The sequence below is a fragment of the Aestuariispira ectoiniformans genome (assembly GCF_025136295.1).
GTDB classification, from domain to species: domain Bacteria; phylum Pseudomonadota; class Alphaproteobacteria; order UBA8366; family Aestuariispiraceae; genus Aestuariispira_A; species Aestuariispira_A ectoiniformans.
The window spans coordinates 3,152,358-3,168,751 of record NZ_CP062788.1; the positions used below are offsets into that span (position 1 = coordinate 3,152,358).

A 16,394-nucleotide genomic window follows, 5' to 3' on the forward strand; every position below is an offset into this window, starting at 1 on the left:
GATTCCCCACATAGTGCTTCCATGATTGAACGTTTTCTCGATCGCGTCCTGCCAAAGACATTGGGCAATCGCATTGCCGTCATCGGCTTTTCAGCGGGCCTGCTTGCCTCCCTTTTTGCGGCGGCAGGCATCGGCGGCATCCTGACACGGCGCGCGGAGATTTCGGAAGCCGCATGGCTGGGCCCCACCATCGCCGCCGCCTATGAGCGGACCCGGCGTATGTCGACCGAGTTTCGCGTTAAACGCCTGAAAGAATTGGAAATCGCAAACAGCATTCACTATGAATGGTTGCCTCAGGCCGCCGACTTCGGGGATAATCCCTATACCCCTCTACCGCCACCCTATTACGGTGGACCGCTGATTTCCGTCTACAGCGCGAATGGTCCACTCAGAAAACGGCTGCTGGCAACCGCGCACCCGCTGCCGACACTGGAGGCGCATCTGACATCGCTTGCCGTCAGCCTCGCCCGACATGACGAACCGATCAGCCTGCAAATCCGATACCCGGATGGCAGCCTGTTGCGCATCACAAGTCCCCAATACTGGCACAGCCGCACGACAGAGGTCACTTGGGCCATGATCATGTTGGCTGGTATGACACTGACCGCCGCCCTGTTCCTGATCTTCTGCCAGCGCCTGGCGCGGCCCTATCGCCTGCTGGCCCGCGTCACCAAAGATCACGATGCGGACAGTCTGCCCAAACCGCGGGCAAGCTGGACCCGCGAGGCGCTCGACCTATTCGGTCTGCTGTCTTCCGAGCGGATCGGCCGCAAGGAAATGGTTGCCGAACGGACCCGCATGCTGGCGGCCATCTCCCATGATTTGCGCACCCCAGCCACCCGGTTGCGCCTGCGCTCTGAAAAAATCGACGACGATGAATTGCGGGAGAAAATCCACAACGATCTCGATTCCATGCTCACCATGATCGAGGATGCCATTGATTTCCTGAAAGGCACGATTGTTGAAGAGGAAGTGCAAAAGATCGACTTCCTCTCGCTGGTGCAAAGCATCTGCGATGACTTTGCGGATGTCGGCATGCCCGTCACCCTGACCGACCCTCAATATCCAACGGTGGAAACCCGGTCTACTGTCTTTGGCGGCGAGGCGGAGGCCCTGGACCTCAAACGGCTTTTGACCGGGAACATGATGGCCCGGCCCGTTGCCTTGAAACGCGCCGTTTCCAACCTGGTCGGCAATGCCATCAAATACGGACATCAGGCCAAAGTGGATATGCTGGTAAAACCGGGTGAACTGGTTCTGGAAATCACCGACCGCGGCCCGGGCATTCCCGACGAAGAACAGGGCAATGTGATGAAACCCTTCTATCGCCTGGAGAAATCGCGGAACCGCGAAACCGGCGGCAGCGGCCTGGGCCTCAGCATCGCCTATACCGTCGCCCAGGCCCATCACGGAAAACTGGAACTCATCAACCTGCAGCGCGGCCTGATGGTCCGCCTCACCCTGCCGCGCGGGTTGGAGTTACAGGAAAATCAGCGCGGTCACTGAGCCCCGGCCAGGACAACTTCCTCTTTGGCGGATAGCTTCTCCAGCGCGATCCCGTCTGATCCGAAGACATGGACGCTATCGAGATCGGCATGGAATTTCATGTTCTCACCGTTTTTCGCCGGACTGGTCCCGGCGCTGCTGAGGGTTGCGCGCACGCCGTCGGCGGTATGGAAATAGACGTAGGACACATCGCCCAGTCGCTCGACCACATCAACGGCACCGCTGAGCGACAGGCCCTCGCCCTCGCCTTCCTGCAGATGTTCCGGGCGAACACCGACGGTGACTTCGTCGCCGTTCGAAAGCCCTTCGCCTGACACGGGCAGACGTGCGAAGCCTCCCACCTTCAGGGCAACGGTAAGGCCGAAATCATCAATGGCCTCCACCTTGCCCGGCAGGAAGTTCATGGCCGGGGAACCGATAAAACCCGCCACGAACAGGTTGCGCGGGTGGTGATAAAGCTCCAATGGCGAGCCCACCTGTTCCACATTGCCCTGGTTCAGCACGACGATCTTGTCAGCCAGCGTCATCGCCTCTACCTGGTCATGGGTCACATAGATGACCGTGGATTTCAGGTTTTCATGCAGTTTGGCGATCTCGATCCGGGTCTGTACACGCAGCGCCGCATCCAGGTTGGACAGGGGTTCGTCAAACAGGAAAACCTTCGGGTTGCGGACAATGGCACGGCCAATGGCGACACGCTGGCGCTGACCTCCGGAAAGTTCCGCCGGGCGGCGGTCCAGCAATGGTTCCAACTGCAGGATGCGGGCGGCTTCACGTACGCGGCGGTCCACCTCCTGCTTGTTGCGTTTCGCCAGCTTCAGGCCAAAGGCCATATTCTTGTAGACCGTCATATGCGGATAAAGCGCATAGGACTGAAACACCATGGCGATCCCGCGTTCCTTTGGCGTGTAGTCGTTGACGCGTTCACCGCCGATATAGAGATCACCGGAACTGATTTCCTCCAGACCGGAAATCATACGTAAAAGCGTGGACTTACCACAGCCACTGGGACCAACGAAGACCACGAATTCACCATCGGTGATATCAATGTCAACGCCGTGGATCACCTCCACATCGCCATAATGCTTTTTTACCTTGTCGAGACGGATATCGGACATTTCAAATTTCCACTCACAAAACTGTCTGCCATCGACCTATTTGACCGCACCGGCGGTAATGCCGCGGATCAATTGTCGGGAGAAAATCAGGTAAAGAACCAGAACCGGCACAATCGCCAGGGTCAGCGACGCCAGAACCGAATTCCAGTCAGTTACGTACTGGCCGATGAACTGCTGCACACCAAGTGTGATGGTCTGCGTTTCTTCCGAAGGCGCCAGGATCAACGGGAACCACAGGTCATTCCAGATCGGAACCATGGTAAACACACCCACCGTTGCAATTGCCGGACGGATCAACGGCAGGATCACAAACCAGAAGATGCCGTATTCGCTGATCCCGTCACAGCGCGCCGCCTCTTTCAGGTCCTTCGGGATGGTACGCATGAATTCCGACAGGATGAAAATCGCCAGCGGCAAGCCTTGCGCAGTGTAAACCAGAACCAACGCCGTCAGCGTATTGGTCAGGCCCAAATCCACCACAAGGTTCAGGATGCTGACACTGCCCAGACGGATCGGCACCATGATGCCGATTGCCAGATAAAGTCCGGTGACAGTATTGCCCTTGAAACGGTATTCGCTGAGCCCCCAGGCGGCCATCGCACCGACCAGCAGGACAACGACCAGTGTCACCACCGTCACTGTCACGCTGTTGGTAAAATAAAGACCGAAATTGGATTTGGTCAGGACTTTCTCAAAGCCGATCAGGCTGAATGAATCGACACCTGGCAACCCCATCGGGTCCCGGAAGATCGCCTTCCGGCTTTTGAAACTGTTGATGATGATCAGGAAGATCGGCCACAGCGCCAGCACCGTATAAGCCAGGAGAATACCGTGCACCATCGTGGCGCTGAGGGGTTTGCGGATTTGGTTCTTCATTCTCTCCCCTCCCTTACAGGCTGTAGCGGCGCAAGCGGCGCTGAATCACAAAGAGGTAGAACAGAACCCCCACCAGAATCACCAGGAACATCAGCGTTGCCACCGTCGCCCCCATGGTCGGGCTGCCGATCTGAAGCTGGAACCCGAAGAAGGTCCGATAAAAGAGCGTACCCATGATATCGGTGGAGAAATTCGGTCCGGCCAGTGCACCCTTGACCGCATAGATCAGGTCGAAGGCGTTGAAATTGGCGATAAAAGTCAGGATAGAGACCATCGCGATCGTCGGCAGGATCAACGGGAATTTGATCCGCCAGAACACATCCCAATGGTTTGCCCCGTCGATAACAGCCGCCTCTACGAGATCATCCGGAATGGAAAGAAGGGCGGCATAGATCAGCATCATGGGGATGCCGATGAACTGCCAGACGGAAATCAGGGACAGCGTGACAAGGGCGGTGTTTTCCTGCCCCAGCCAAGGCTGGAACCAATCAATGAGCCCGACATAATCCAATAGCGTTTCACTGATCCCCCAAAGCGGATTCAGGATCAACTGCCAGACAAAACCGATAATCACCACGGAAAGCATGGTCGGCATGAAGAGCAATGTGCGATAGGTATTGCGCAACCGGACTTTCGGCAGGCTCAACAGGGCCGCCAGCATCAACCCGACGGGATTTTGCACCAGCATATGCACGGCAAAGAACTTCAGGTTGTTATAAAGCGCATTCCAGAAGGCGCCGGACCAGTCCGGGTCCAACATCATGGTGACATAGTTGGCAAGACCCGCGAAATGATAGTCTCCCGCCTCATCGGTGGTGAAAAAGCTGAGCCGGACCGAATCCACCAACGGATAGATCATGAACATCGTGTAGATGATTACCGCCGGGGCCAGGAATACCACGATATGCATGGGGAAACGGCGACCACGGCTTCCGGCCTGTGCACGCGCGTCGACCGTCGCGTCGTCATGTTGTTGGGCAAGGCTTGTCATAGTGAAGATACCCTAAAGCAGGACATGGGATGGCCGGAGCCACCCCATGCGGACCGCTTTTTTTACATTTGCGGCTTGTACCATTTGGCGAGACCGGACTGGACGCTTTCGGCGGCCTGTTCGGGCGTCATGGTGCCGTTGATTACCTGCGCGCTGACGTTCCACAGCTCGTTTTCCAGGTTCGGCGTCCCACGGGACAGAATCTGGTAGGAATTGCGGATCGTGGACTTGCAACTGTCACGCCAGCTCACAAATTCCTGCGCCACCGGATCCTTCACATCGACCTTATGCTTGGACAGCGAGAAGAAGCCCGGCAGAGCATTGGAATAAATCTCTGCGAATTCCTTCGTCGTCATCCATTCCAGGAAGGTTTTTGCGGCAGCAGCATTGGGGGAATCAGCATTGATGCCCAATGCGATATCCGTATGGTCGCTGATATAGCAGGTTTTCTCACCTTCCGGCAGCGGCGGCGGGAATGCGCCGAACTCAAAGTCGGCCTGGTTATTGAAAGTCGTGATATCCCAGGAACCGGCAGGATAGATCGCCGCACGGCCCAGCGAGAACAGGTTCTGGCTGTCAGGATATTTCTGCGCCTTGTAGCCACGGCCCATATAAGGTGCCCAACTGGCGAGTTGCTTGAACGTATCCACGTAAGGCTTGTCGGTCAGCTTTTCGCTGCCGTCGATCAGGGCCTTGCGGCCTTCCTCGCCATGCCAGTAGTTCGGACCGATATTCTGGAAGCCCATGGTTGCGGCCTCCCACTGGTCGGCGGTGCCCATGGCAAGCGGCGTATAGCGGCTTTCGGATTTCACCGTTTCCAGAACCTTCATGAATTCCGGAACCGTCTTCGGCACAGACAGATTCAGTTCCTTGAAGATTTCCTTGTTATACATGAAGCCATGAATAACGGATGCCATCGGCAGGCAGAAGGTCGTCTTACCGTCGTCGGTCTGCCAGGCGCTTTTGGCAACATCGGAGAAATTATCCATCCCCTTCAGGTCGTCGACCGCCAGGAGGTGCCCCTTGTTATAAAGGTCCAGCGACGCGTCGAATGGACGACAGGTAATCAGGTCACCCGCCGTGCCACCTGCCAGTTTGGCGTTCAGGCTGGCGTTATAGTCCGCCGGCGGTGTCGGTGTGAATTCCACCTTGATATCCGGATGCGCCTTATTGAACGCCGGAATGATCTGGTCGCTCCAGATATCGGCATCATCATTACGCCAGCTTTCAATTTTTAGGACAGTATCCGCCTGTGCGGATGCCGCCACTGCCATTGCTGCACCGAAGACAGCGGCCAAAGCCGTGGTCCGGGTCAACATTACACTGAATTTAGTCTTCACCTCTCGTCTCCTCCAACTTCGAAACAACTGTGAAATCCCTGTTCAGGATTGACTACCGGCTGCTTGACTGCGACCGGTTCATTGCGGCCCTCAAATCCCCACCGGTTTTGGTGAGAAGGGCCTGTGCCTCTGCCGGTGACCGTCCGGCAGCGACGAGGACGGCCGGCTTCACATGGCCATCCACTTGTTTCAAGGCATCCGCGGCCAGCGACGGATCGCAACCGGCGATTTGCGCGACGATCCGGGCCGCACGTTCGTGCAGTTTTTCATTATCGGCGACAACACTGACCATCAGGCCGTCCACCACATGCCCCAGGCGGGTCATCACAGTCGAGGACAGCATCCCAAGCACGGCCTTTTGCGCCGTCCCCGCCCCCAGACGCGTAGAGCCAGCAACAACCTCCGGACCGGTCTCCAACAGAATTGGATAATCCGCGATCTCCAGTAGCGGGACATTCGGGTTATTGGCGATGGAGACAACCAACGCCCCCGCCTGCTTGGCAAGGCGCGCGACTTCCAAGGTGTAGGGGGTCGTACCGCTGGCCGCGACGACGATCACCACGTCATGCGGACGCAGACCGATTTCTGCCGCATCTTTCCGGGCGGAAGCCACATCATCTTCAGAGACACCCTGCGGGGTCAAACGCGCAGCGTCACCGCCCGCCATCAGAAACTCCAGCCGCGCCAACGGCCAACCAAAGGTCGGCGTCAGTTCCATCCCGTCCTGCATGGCCAGAAGCCCGGACGACCCCGCCCCGGCATAAATCATGCGACTATCACCTTCACGCAGGCGTTCGACAACAGGGGGAACGGCGGCTGCAATCTGCGGGAGCGCCGGACGGACGGCTGCAACGGCCGACATCTGCCCGTCCCAAAAGGCGGACAAGACATCAACATCCGGCCAGGTATCCAGCCCCATATATTTTTTTGAGGCACGCTCTGTTTCCTGCATCCCTGCAACCCATCTCATACAGACCAATATTGCTACCAATATAATACCAAAAATAAGTTGAAGGCGACTCCTTTTTTCACTCCACCTGCTATTCACCACACTCAAAACAGCCCAAATACTTATAATTTATTATTACTTTTCAGATGCTTGATAAAATTTCAAAAAGGAACACAAAAAGATCAAATTTTATAAATTCTCAAAAGTGGTACTTTATTGGTATTGCCTGAAATCACAAATAGTTCTAAATTGGACATGCCAACATTAACGAGGGCCTCCTATCAGCATGAGCATGGCGAACGGGACTTTATTTCTGGGAATTGACGGTGGCGGCACCTCCTGCCGGGCCCGCATTGTAGATGCAGACGGAACAGTCTTGGGCGAAGGCCTCGGTGGTCCGACCAATACAACATTAGGCATCGACAGTGCCTATCAGGAGATCATCGGGACAACTGTAAGGGCCCTGACCGCCGCCGGACTATCGGAAAGTGATATTGGCCGTCTCCACGCCGGTTTCGGTCTGGCGGGCCTCCATCTGGAGCGGGACCGGAAAGCCATGCTGGCCTATGAACACCCCTTTGCCTCGCTGTCCATCGGCACCGATGCCTACACTGCCTGCCTGGGTGCTCATGATGGAAAAGACGGTGGCATTGCCATCTTCGGCACCGGTAGCTGCGGCTATGCCATCATAAACGGTGAAGGCATCAATATCGGTGGTTGGGGTTTCCGGATTTCCGATCATGGATGTGGCGCTCATGTGGGGTTGGAAGCGATTCGGCGCGCCCTGCAGGCCCATGACGACATCCTGCCACAGTCGGAATTCACCCATGCTGTCATGGACCGTTTCGACAATAATCCCGACAAGGCGGTCATCTGGGCGGAATCAGCCAAACCAACCGATTACGGCACCTTTGCCCCGCTGGTGGTAGAATATGCCAGACGTAACGACAGTCTGGCCCAGCGCATCCTCTGGGAATCCGCCAAGGAGGCCGGACAGATTATTCACGCCCTGCAACGCAAAGGGGCCGACAGGGTCGCCCTGCTCGGTGGTTTTTCAAAATACCTCAAGGACTGGTTGCCGGGCGAGGTCATCCCGCTTCTGGTCGAACCGAAGGGCGACGCCATGGAAGGCGCCATCCGCATGGCCCGACAGGCATTCGAACAGAAAGGCCGACGCATATGAACAGCCTTGACCCGGTACTGGAAACCCTGCGGCAGGAAGCCAACCTGAAGGGGGCGAGCGCGTCGCCACTGTACCGGCGTCTCAAGAACGGCATCCGCAAGGCTATCGAACAGGGCGTGCTCAGCCCTGACGACGCCCTGCCGCCGGAACGGGATCTGGCGCAGAAACTGGAAGTTTCCCGCGTGACAGTCCGCAAGGCCGTTGGTTCACTGGTCGAAGAAGGCCTTCTGGTCCAACGCCAGGGTGCAGGCACCTTTGTTGCCCCGCGTGTCGAACAGCCGCTTTCCAAGCTAACGGGTTTTACCGAGGATATGGAAGCACGCGGCCTGTCGCCTTCCGTTGAATGGCTTGACCGGAGTCTGGGTTCCGCCACGCCGGACGAGGCCATTGCCCTGAACCTGTCACCGGGCGCGGAAGTCGCACGGCTTTATCGTATCCGCTTCGCCGATGACAAACCGATGTGCCTGGAACAGGCCATCCTGCCCGCAAGCGCCCTGCCCCATCCCGAACAGGTCGACAGCTCTCTTTATGCAGTACTGGAGCGCAGCCATATGCGCCCGACCCGGGCCTTGCAGCATTTGCGCGCCCAGCTTTTTGAATATGAACAGGCGCGGTTGTTGAATGTGCAGCCCGGCACTGCCTGCCTTTATATCGAACGACGCTCTTTCCTGCCCAACGGGCAGCCGGTGGAGTTCGTGCGATCCTATTATCGAGGCGACTCCTACGACTTCGTCGCCGAACTGCAACTTTGATGCCTGAGGAATTATTACGGTCATGACCGAGATTGCGCAGACGACTTTGATGGAACAGGAAGCCCGCGAGGCCGCCGACGTTCTCGACCGGCAGTTCGCCGCCAATCAGTCCATCTGCGAAACGCTGGCGGCGCGCTTTCAGGAACACCCCTTGCGCCTGATCGCGACCTGCGCACGTGGCAGTTCAGACCACGCGGCGGCCTATGCCAAATATCTGATGGAAACCTCTCTCGGCCTGCCGGTCACCTCTAGTGCCCCGTCCATCGGGTCCATCTATGGCGAGTCGATGGCGCTCAGCGATTGCCTGTTCGTCGTGATTTCCCAGTCCGGCAAAAGCCCCGATCTGGTCGCCAATGTGGACTGGGCCAAGGCCAATGGGGCCTTCGTCCTTGCAATCGTCAATGTGGAGGATTCACCGGTCACGGAACGTGCCGATCTGGTCCTGCCGCTTCACGCCGGGCCGGAAAACAGCGTGGCGGCCACCAAGACCTATATCGCATCGCTGGCGGCAATCCTGCAGGTAACCGCCTATCTGAGTGGGCGCGACGACCTGAAAGCCGCGGTCAAAGCCCTGCCCGACCAGCTGCGCGAGGCAGCAAAACTGGACTGGAGCAAGGCCGTCATCCCCCTGGCCGCCGCAGACGACCTGCTTGTGGTCGGACGGGGCCTCGGCTTCGGTATCGCATTGGAAGCCGCCCTGAAATTCAAGGAGACCTCATCTATTCATGCGGAGGCCTTCAGTTCGGCTGAACTGATGCATGGGCCGCTCGCGATTGTGCGCGAACGCTATCCTATCCTGGTATTCTCCCAGGAGGATGAGACCCGTGCGGGCGTCCGGGAACTGGTTGGCAAATTGCGCGACAAAGGCGCACGGGTCTTTGTCGCCGAACCCGGCGATGCCGATCAGGGTCGCCTACCCGTTGTCCCGGATATGCATCCCGCCACCGCCCCGCTCGCAATGATCCAAAGCTTTTACCTGTTGGTGAACCAAGTGGCGCTGGCACGGGATTTCGACCCGGACCACCCACCGCACCTGCGCAAAGTGACGGAGACGCAGTAATGCCCACCTATCTGACAAATGGGCGCTTTTTTGATGGCGACAGCATCCATGAGGGCAAGGCCATTGTCATCAATGACAATAAAATTGCGGATATTATCAACGCCTCTGATGTTCCCGCTGATGCAGAGGTCGTGGACCTGAACGGTCAGCTTCTGGCCCCCGGTTTCATTGACGTGCAGGTCAATGGCGGCGGAGGCGTCCTGCTTAACGAAGAACCGACAGTGGGCGGCATCCGTCGGATTGCGGCAGCCCATCGCCGTTTCGGTACAACGACCATGCTGCCGACCATGGTCAGCGACGAATGGACGGTCATGGAAGCTGTCGGCGAGGCCACGGCGGATGCCCTCAAACATGGCGTGGCAGGCGTTCGCGGTGTCCATTTCGAAGGCCCCTATCTGAGCAAGGCGCGCAAAGGCGTTCATAACGAAGCGGTCATTCGCGAGGTTGACGCGCAGGCCCTGACGCTGTTTTCCCGCAAGGATATGGGTGTCGTTGTCACCACCCTCGCGCCGGAGGAAGTCTCGCCGAACTTCATCAACCGCCTCACAGACGAGGATGTTATCGTCTGTGCCGGGCACACCGCAGGCACCTATGACGACGCAAGGCGCGGGTTGAACGCCGGAATTACCGGATTTACGCATCTCTTCAACGCCATGACACCCTTTACCAGCCGGGAGCCCGGCATGGTGGGCGCAGCCCTTGAAGATGCCGATAGCTGGTGCGGATTGATCGTGGACGGCTATCATGTTCATGATGCCAGCCTGCGCGTTGCCATCGCCGCGAAGGCCAAAGGCAAGATGATGCTGGTCACAGATGCCATGCCGACCGTGGGGGCGAAAAATAAAGAATTTACCCTCTATGGCGAATCCATCGTCGCCAGGGATGGGCGCTGTGCCACGTCTGACGGCACGCTGGCCGGATCGGATCTGGATATGGCGAGCGCGGTTCGCAACACCGTCCGGCGGCTGGGCCTCCCGGTGGAAGAAGCCCTGCGTATGGCCTCGCTCTATCCGGCCCGGTTCCTGGGACTGGACAAGGAAATCGGCCGGATCACCGCGGACTATGACGCCGATCTGGTGTTGCTGGACGATGACCTGACAGTCACCGCGACCTGGATCGGGGGCAAGGCAGAGTTTTATTAAGGGAGTATCTAATGTCGCAACCCGTCCGTATTTTGGTTGTCGGCCTCGGCAATATGGGGCTTTCCCATGCCAAGGCCTATCACGCCCTCGATGGGTTTGACATTGTCGGCCTGTGCAGCCGCAGCGCCACAACCATGACCGGCCTGCCTGACCAACTGACCGCCTACCCCCGTTTCGATGATTATGAAGCAGCGCTTGCAGCTTTGAAGCCGGATGCGGTCTGCATCTGCACCTATCCCGACAGCCATGCCGAATTCGCCATCAAGGCCTTTCAGGCAGGCGCCCATGTCTTTCTGGAAAAACCGGTCGCGGAAACCGTGGCGGAATCGGAAAAGGTTATCGCCGTTGCGCGGGAAACAGGGCGGAAACTGGTCGTTGGATATATCCTGCGCCATCACCCCTCATGGGCAAAGTTTGTCGAACTGTCTCAGACGTTGGGTAAACCGCTGGTCATGCGTATGAACCTGAACCAGCAAAGCAGCGGCGAGACCTGGGGTGTGCACAAGAACCTGATGAAAAGCCTGTCGCCCATCGTCGACTGCGGTGTCCACTATCTGGATATGATGTGCCTGATGACGCGGGCCAAACCCGTATCCGTCCATGCCATCGGCGCACGACTGACCGAGGAAATCGGTGCTGACATGTATAACTATGGGCAGTTGCAGGTCCGCTTCGAAGACGGGTCCGTTGGCTGGTATGAGGCAGGCTGGGGTCCGATGATTAGCGAGACCGCCTTCTTTGTGAAAGACGTGATCGGCCCGAAAGGCTGTGTCAGCATCGTCGCCGCGGAAGAAGCCGGACAGGGGCATAAATCCGACGATGTGGACGCTCACACCAAGACCAGCGCCCTGCGCGTCCATCATGGCGAATTGGACGGCCAGGGCCGGTTCACAAGGGCTGACGAGATATTGCGTATGGATGAAGAGCCCGGCCATGACGAACTGTGCGAGCGCGAGCAGGTCTATTTCCACCGCACCATCGTGGACGACATAGACCTGACCGACCATATGAATGATGCCGTCAACAGCCTGCGCATCGCCCTGGCGGCGGATGAATCCGTTCGTACCGGTCAGATCGTCACCTTGTAATCGACAGCGACAGAGAGAGTATCCGTCCCATGAAAGCCCTTACCATCGGCGGCGCCACCATCGACGTGATTGCCACAGTCGCAGATCGCGAAATTGAACGCATCACCATGCATAACGCCACCTCCTCCTTCCTGCTGCTGGAGGAAGGGCGCAAGGTTGAAGCAGAGCAGATTGATTCCTTCGTCGGCGGCGGAGCAACCAACGCGGCCGTTTCCATGGCGCGCCAGGGGTTACAGGTATCCTGCCTCGTCAAGCTGGGTCAGGATCTGGAGGCAGAGAAGGTTATTTCCTGCCTTTCCGAAGAAGGTATTGATACCAGCGGCGCCATTCGCAACGCCGCCCTGCCGACGGCCAAGTCGATCATGATCTCCTCGCATGTGAACAACCCCACGATCTTTGTCAGCCGCGGTGCAAATACCCTGCTGACACCCGAAGAAATCACACCGGAGATTTTCGACGGCCAGGATCTGGTTTATGTCACGGGCCTGTCGGGTAATTCAGCCGCCTGTTTCCCGCGCATCGTGGAACTCGCCAAGACCGCCGGCGCGCGCGTCGCCGCCAACCCCGGCATTCGTCAATTGACCTATCGCGGGCAGGAAATCCTGCGGACCCTGCAATGGGTTGATGTTGTCACCCTGAACACGGTCGAGGCGGCACAGCTTTGCGTGGCGCTGCCGCTGGAAAGCCGGGACCGCCTGCCCTCCCAAGGAGTGGACGGGGCCAAGCCGGGAGGACCGGAACTGCTGGAGGATGGCCTGCCGCTGGGTGAGCGCCGCGTCGCCCTGCAGAAATTCGCGGAACTCATGCATGCGCACGGCCCCTCGACCGTCGTCGTCACCAACGGTTCCGAAGGGGCCTATATCTGCCACGACGGCAACATTCATTTCTGTCCGTCCCTGCCGGTCACAGTGCGCGGAACCGCCGGTGCGGGCGATGCCTTCGCCTCAACGTTTGCCGCCCAGCAGGCCCTGGGACAAGACGCGGAGACGGCGGCAAAACTGGCGGCGATCAACGCAGCCTCCGTCGTCGGGCGTATCGACACACAAAGCGGCCTCCTGAGGGCAGACGCCTTGGCAGAAAAGCTGTAAACCGCAGATCGCTTGACAATTTCAGGCCGAAGACCTCCATTAGGCTGTAGGAATAAGTCTTACAGTAAAGGAACGCTTGGACGTGACCGGCCGCGACGGCGACAAGCAATCGACACAAGATGGCGGGCAGGATACCGGGAATGCATCCAGCCCCTGGCGGCATGTACTGGTGGCGGGACTGCTGCTGGTCTGGCTGGGGCTGGGTTGGCAGAGTTACAATCTGACACTTGCCGCGCTGTTCTCCGAACAGGAAAAGTCAGGTAACGCCACGCTGGACGTCTATGGGGCGGCCCTGCGTGGCAGCCTGGAGAAATACCGCGCGCTGCCCCGCCTGCTCTCCCGCCATCCCCTGGTCACCGCGCTGATGCATGACATGGACAACCCCGAGAAGGTGCAGGATGTGAATATCCTGTTCGGGGAAAGCAAAGTGGTGACCGGGGCTGCGGAAATCTACCTGATGCGGGCGGATGCAACGACGATCGCCGCCAGCAACGCCTATGCGCCGGACTCCTTCATCGGCGCGAACTTTGCCTATCGTCCTTATTACCAGCAGGCCATCGAGGGACGGCTGGGCCGGTATTTCGCACAGGGCACCACCTCGAAAAAACGCGGATACTATTTCTCCTATCCAATCTGGGCAAAACACCAGATCGCCGGCGTCATTACCGTCAAGGTCGACATTGATGCGCTGGAAACCCTGTTCCAGGACACCCCCCGCGATGCAGTCGTCACCGATAAACATGGCATCGTTTTCATGGCGACCCGTCCTGAGTGGCGCTTTCACTCGCTCACCCCGCTTGGCCCGAAAGATATTCAGGAGGTCGAAAATAACCGGCAATACGGTGATGTGAAAATTGAGCCTCTGGACTGGGTTTATCAGGATGATGGCACCATCAAGGCTGTCGAAATCCGGGACAAACGCAAAACCATCCTCAACTGGCGTAAGCTGGATAAACCGCTGACCGATATTGGCTGGACCGTGTCGCTGCTGCTGCCAGTGAAGACCCTCTATACACAGGCGCTGGCCGTGGCCGCAATTGTCATGCTGGTTGTCTTCGGCACCGGCGTGATCATCCGCAACGCAATCCAGCGCCGCCGTGACCTGGCCGATCGCCTGGAACTGCAACGTCAGGCCCGACGCAACCTGGAACAGTCCGCCCATGAACTGGAACGCCGTGTGGAGGAACGCACCCGCGAATTACGCAAGACGCAGGATGAATTGATCCACGCCGCCAAACTTGCCGCCCTCGGCCGCATGTCCGCCGGGATCAGCCATGAACTGAACCAACCGCTGACCGCGATCCGCGCCTATAACGATACGGCAGTAAAATTCATCGACAAGAACCGGCCCGAAAATGCCAAGGAAAACCTGGGCATCATCAACGATCTTGTCGCCAGAATGTCGGAAATTATCCGTTATTTCAGAACCTTCGCCCGTGAAGGCGATCCGACACTGGAAGTGTTCAACCTGACCGAGGTGATCGAAAACATCAAACGCTTCATGGGTCCCCGGTTGCAACGTGAGGGCGTGACCCTGCTGATCCGCAGCAATGAGAAAATCGTCCCGGTTCGCGCCAACCAGACCCGAATGGAACAGGTTCTCGTTAACATCGTCGGCAACGCCCTGGATGCCATGCGCGAGGCAGACAGCCCCGCCAAGCGGATCGAAATCAGCCTTGGCATCGATCATGTGAAAAATCAGGTTCGGCTTGCCGTGCGCGATTACGGTCCGGGCCTGTCGGCAAATGTCGCCTCACATGTGTTCGACCCCTTCTTCACGACCAAGGAGGCAGGCGACGGCCTTGGGCTGGGGCTGTCGATTTCCTATAATATTGTCAAAGACTTTGACGGCAGTCTACAAGTGGAGAACCATCCCCGGGGTGGTGCGATTTTCACCGTCACCCTGCCAATCGCAAAAGAAGACAGGCTGAAGCAAGCGATATGACCAAACCGGCAGTCATTCTGATCGACGACGAAGAGCATATCCGGCAGTCCTGCCTGCAGGCGCTGGAGCTGGAAGGCATCCCTGCCCGCGCCTTTGCCGAGGCAGAAACCGCCCTGCATGCCATCACCCCGGATTTTGACGGCGTGGTGGTCAGCGATATCCGCATGCCGGGCCTGGATGGGCTGACGGTTCTGTCGCGTATCGTCGAACAATTCCCCAATCTGCCGGTTATCCTGATCACCGGTCACGGCGACATCGCCATGGCGGTCGAGGCCATGCGAAAAGGCGCTTACGACTTTATTGAAAAGCCATTCCAGGTGGACCGGTTGATCGACGTCATCCGGCGCGGTCTGGAAAAACACCGACTGGTGCAGGAAAACAATCGCCTGCGCAGCCTGCTGGACAAACAGACCAGCGACGCGGAAATCGCCGGACGGCTGATCGGGCGCGCCCCTGCCATGGTTGAACTTCAACAGCAGGTCGCCGCAATCGCAGGCACGAATGCGGATGTCCTGATTCTGGGTGAGACAGGGTCCGGCAAGGAAATGGTCGCGCGCTGCCTGCATGAATTCAGCAACCGAAGGGATGGGCATTTCGTGGCCATCAACTGCGGCGCACTGCCTGCCAACATCATCGAAAGTGAGCTTTTCGGACATGAGGTGGGGGCCTTCACCGGGGCGGATAAACAACGGATCGGCAAGTTTGAATATGCGTCCGGCGGCACACTGTTCCTGGACGAGGTGGAAAGCATGCCCATGGACCTGCAAATTCGTCTGCTGCGCGTGCTGCAGGAACGGCAGGTAGAACGTCTCGGATCAAACGAGGCGATCCCCATCGACGTGCGTATCATCGCGGCCACCAAGACGGACCTGCTGGATGCCAGCCACAAGGGCGAATTCCGGGAAGACCTCTATTACCGGCTGAATGTGGTGACTTTGACGATCCCGCCCCTGCGCCAGCGCCGGGAGGACATTCCCCTGCTTTTCACCCAATTCTCTGCCCAGGCAGCTCTACGGCTGGGACAACAGGAACATACCCTTGAGGATAGCATCCTGCAGGGCTTGATGGGCTATGAATGGCCGGGCAATGTGCGGGAATTGCGCAATGCCGCCGAACGACATGCAATGGGCCTGTCACCGCTGCCACAGGACAGGTCAAAATCCTCGGATGGAAAGAACTCTCCTTCCCTGCAACAACAGATGGATGCCTTCGAACGCAGCCTTCTGATCAACACTTTGGAACGAACCAAAGGCCAGGTTCAGGAAACTTGTGAACGCCTTCACCTGCCGAGGAAGACCTTCTACGACAAGCTTAAAAAACACGGCCTCACCCGCGCGGATTTTGAAGGCTGAACAG

General features: G+C 58.1%; 14 protein-coding genes. 9 read left to right on the plus strand and 5 right to left on the minus strand.

Features of this window, described 5'->3' with window-relative positions; genetic code table 11:
• Window positions 1-21: 21 nt before the first annotated feature.
• Window positions 22-1,506, plus strand: a complete 1,485-nt coding sequence (locus tag IF205_RS14775) for a sensor histidine kinase (RefSeq protein ID WP_259780120.1) — start codon at window positions 22-24, stop codon at window positions 1,504-1,506.
• Here the strand turns inward: IF205_RS14775 and IF205_RS14780 are convergent.
• The 5 genes from IF205_RS14780 to IF205_RS14800 all read right to left on the minus strand — a co-directional run bounded on the left by IF205_RS14780 (window position 1,500) and on the right by IF205_RS14800 (window position 6,801).
• Entirely contained in the window at window positions 1,500-2,624 is a 1,125-nt protein-coding gene (locus IF205_RS14780; protein ID WP_259780121.1) for an ABC transporter ATP-binding protein, read from the minus strand. The two genes, IF205_RS14775 and IF205_RS14780, sit on opposite strands and share 7 nt — an antisense overlap.
• 36 nt (window positions 2,625-2,660) lie before the next feature.
• Window positions 2,661-3,500, minus strand: a complete 840-nt coding sequence (locus IF205_RS14785; protein WP_259780122.1) for a carbohydrate ABC transporter permease — start codon at window positions 3,498-3,500, stop codon at window positions 2,661-2,663.
• A gap of 13 nt (window positions 3,501-3,513) precedes the next feature.
• Window positions 3,514-4,491 carry a carbohydrate ABC transporter permease gene (locus IF205_RS14790; protein WP_259780123.1) on the minus strand — a complete coding sequence of 326 codons (978 nt, stop codon included), beginning with the start codon at window positions 4,489-4,491 and terminating at the stop codon, window positions 3,514-3,516.
• A gap of 62 nt (window positions 4,492-4,553) precedes the next feature.
• Window positions 4,554-5,831 (minus strand): ABC transporter substrate-binding protein, encoded by a 1,278-nt coding sequence (locus IF205_RS14795; RefSeq protein ID WP_259780124.1) that lies wholly within the window; start codon window positions 5,829-5,831, stop codon window positions 4,554-4,556.
• Window positions 5,832-5,883: 52 nt separating this feature from the next.
• Complete coding sequence (locus tag IF205_RS14800; protein ID WP_259780125.1) at window positions 5,884-6,801, minus strand: N-acetylmuramic acid 6-phosphate etherase; 918 nt, start codon at window positions 6,799-6,801, stop codon at window positions 5,884-5,886.
• Window positions 6,802-7,066: 265 nt separating this feature from the next.
• Here IF205_RS14800 and IF205_RS14805 point away from each other — a divergent pair, with 265 nt between their 5' ends.
• From IF205_RS14805 to IF205_RS14840, 8 genes are all read left to right on the plus strand, one after another.
• Window positions 7,067-7,963 (plus strand): glucosamine kinase nucleotide-binding domain-containing protein, encoded by an 897-nt coding sequence (locus IF205_RS14805; protein WP_259780126.1) that lies wholly within the window; start codon window positions 7,067-7,069, stop codon window positions 7,961-7,963.
• A complete protein-coding gene (locus IF205_RS14810) occupies window positions 7,960-8,715 on the plus strand; it encodes a GntR family transcriptional regulator (RefSeq protein WP_259780127.1) in 756 nt (251 codons plus the stop codon). The genes IF205_RS14805 and IF205_RS14810 overlap by 4 nt, the downstream gene beginning before the upstream one ends.
• Before the next feature lie 22 nt (window positions 8,716-8,737).
• Window positions 8,738-9,775: an SIS domain-containing protein gene (locus IF205_RS14815; protein WP_259780128.1), complete on the plus strand. Its 1,038-nt coding sequence runs from the start codon at window positions 8,738-8,740 to the stop codon at window positions 9,773-9,775.
• Entirely contained in the window at window positions 9,775-10,917 is a 1,143-nt protein-coding gene (gene nagA / locus IF205_RS14820) for an N-acetylglucosamine-6-phosphate deacetylase (RefSeq protein WP_259780129.1), read from the plus strand. The genes IF205_RS14815 and nagA overlap by 1 nt, the downstream gene beginning before the upstream one ends.
• An 11-nt stretch (window positions 10,918-10,928) precedes the next feature.
• Complete coding sequence (locus tag IF205_RS14825) at window positions 10,929-12,005, plus strand: Gfo/Idh/MocA family oxidoreductase (RefSeq protein ID WP_259780130.1); 1,077 nt, start codon at window positions 10,929-10,931, stop codon at window positions 12,003-12,005.
• A 29-nt stretch (window positions 12,006-12,034) separates the two neighbouring features.
• Window positions 12,035-13,093, plus strand: coding sequence for a carbohydrate kinase family protein (locus IF205_RS14830; protein WP_259780131.1), 1,059 nt, complete (start codon window positions 12,035-12,037; stop codon window positions 13,091-13,093).
• A gap of 82 nt (window positions 13,094-13,175) precedes the next feature.
• Entirely contained in the window at window positions 13,176-15,038 is a 1,863-nt protein-coding gene (locus tag IF205_RS14835; RefSeq protein WP_259780132.1) for a sensor histidine kinase, read from the plus strand.
• Window positions 15,035-16,390: a sigma-54-dependent transcriptional regulator gene (locus IF205_RS14840; protein ID WP_259780133.1), complete on the plus strand. Its 1,356-nt coding sequence runs from the start codon at window positions 15,035-15,037 to the stop codon at window positions 16,388-16,390. The genes IF205_RS14835 and IF205_RS14840 overlap by 4 nt, the downstream gene beginning before the upstream one ends.
• The last annotated feature ends 4 nt before the right edge of the window (window positions 16,391-16,394 follow it).